We start from the raw sequence: 1,770 nt of genomic DNA on the forward strand, positions 1-1,770 counted from the left end.
CGATGGACATCGTCGTTCTGGTCAAGCAGGTCCCCGATTCGGGGAGCGAGCGCAACCTGGACCCGGCGGACAACACCGTCGCCCGGGGGAGCGCGGACAACGTCGTCAACGAGATCGACGAGTACGCCATCGAGGAGGCCCTCCAGCTCAAGGCGGCCCACGGCGGCGAGGTCACCGTCCTGACCGTCGGCCCGGAGTCGGCGGCCGACGCGATCCGCAAGGCCCTGTCGATGGGCGCGGATCGGGCCGTGCACGTGGCCGACGACGCCATCCACGGCGCCTGTGCGGTGCAGACCTCGGCGATCCTGGCCGCGGCGCTGTCCCAGATGAGCTTCGACATCGTGCTCTGCGGCGCGGAGTCGACCGACGGGCAGCTGGCGGTGATGCCGGCGCTGCTGGCCGAGCGGCTGGGTGTTCCGCAGCTGTCGGGGGCGCGCAAGCTCACCGTCGAGGGCGGGGTGGCGAGGGTCGAGCGGCAGACCGACGGCGGCTACTGGGCGCTGGAGGCGCCGCTGCCGGCGATCGTGTCGACCTGGGACACCATCAACGAGCCGCGGTACCCCTCCTTCAAGGGGATCATGGCCGCCAAGAAGAAGCCGGTGGAGAAGAAGTCGCTGGCCGACCTCGGCATCGACCCGGCCACCGTGGGCCTGGCGACGGCGACCAGCCAGGTCCTCGACTTCGCCGGCCGCCCGCCGAAGGGCGCCGGTGTCAAGGTTCCCGACGAGGGCGACGGCGCGGCCAAGCTGGTCGACTTCCTGGCCGCCCAGAAGATCGTCTGACCCGGATCGAAGCGCAGGAGGAGACACAGTCATGGCAGAGGTCAATGGGTCCGAGGTGCTGGTCCTCGTCGAGCTCGACCCGACCGGTGAGGGTGTGCGCAAGACCACGCTGGAGGCGCTGACCGCGGCCCGCGCGCTCGGCGAGCCCTCCGCGGTCGTCGTCGGCGGCCCCGGCTCGGCCGCCGGCGCCAAGGCGCAGCTGGCCGAGTACGGCGCGGCGAAGGTCTACGTCGCCGAGTCCGCCGACGTCGACCAGTTCCTGGTCGCCCCCAAGGCCGAGGTGCTCGCGCAGCTGGTGGCCGAGAAGTCCCCGGCCGCGGTGGTCATCCCCTCCTCGCCGGAGGGCAAGGAGATCGCCGGCCGGCTGGCCATCAAGACCGGCAGCGGCTTCCTCACCGACGTCACCGAGATCGCCCCGGACGGCACCGCGACCCAGGTCGCCTTCGCCGGGGCGACGATCGTGCACTCGAAGGTCACCGTCGGCACCCCGATCTACACGGTGCGCGGCAACTCGGTCACCCCCGAGCCGGCTCCTGCCGCGGCCGCGGAGGAGCAGGTGGCGGTGCAGCTCTCCGACGCCGCCAAGGCCACCCGCGTCGTCGACCGGGTCGTGGAGCAGAAGTCCTCCCGCCCGGAGCTGACCGAGGCCTCGATCGTGGTCTCCGGCGGTCGCGGCGTCGCCTCGGCGGAGAACTTCTCCATCATCGAGGCGCTCGCCGACTCCCTCGGCGCGGCGGTCGGCGCCTCCCGCGCGGCGGTGGACTCCGGCTACTACCCGCACACCTTCCAGGTGGGGCAGACCGGCAAGACCGTCTCCCCGCAGCTCTACATCGCGGTCGGCATCTCCGGGGCGATCCAGCACCGGGCCGGCATGCAGACCTCGAAGACCATCGTCGCGGTCAACAAGGACCCCGAGGCGCCGATCTTCGAGCTCGCCGACTTCGGCGTCGTGGGTGACCTGAACACCGTCGTCCCGCAGGCCACCGAG

General features: G+C 71.9%; 2 protein-coding genes. Both read left to right on the top strand.

Going from position 1 to position 1,770, the window contains the following annotated elements:
• Positions 1–782, top strand: a 782-nt coding sequence (locus CNO22_RS26935; protein WP_100502284.1) for an electron transfer flavoprotein subunit beta/FixA family protein, incomplete at its 5' end; no start/stop codon positions are given.
• 31 nt (positions 783–813) lie between these two features.
• Positions 814–1,770: electron transfer flavoprotein subunit alpha/FixB family protein (locus CNO22_RS26940; protein ID WP_100502285.1), on the top strand; the 957-nt coding region annotated here is incomplete at its 3' end.

This window comes from Geodermatophilus chilensis (genome assembly GCF_002802985.1).
Taxonomy (GTDB): Bacteria; Actinomycetota; Actinomycetes; order Mycobacteriales; family Geodermatophilaceae; genus Geodermatophilus; species Geodermatophilus chilensis.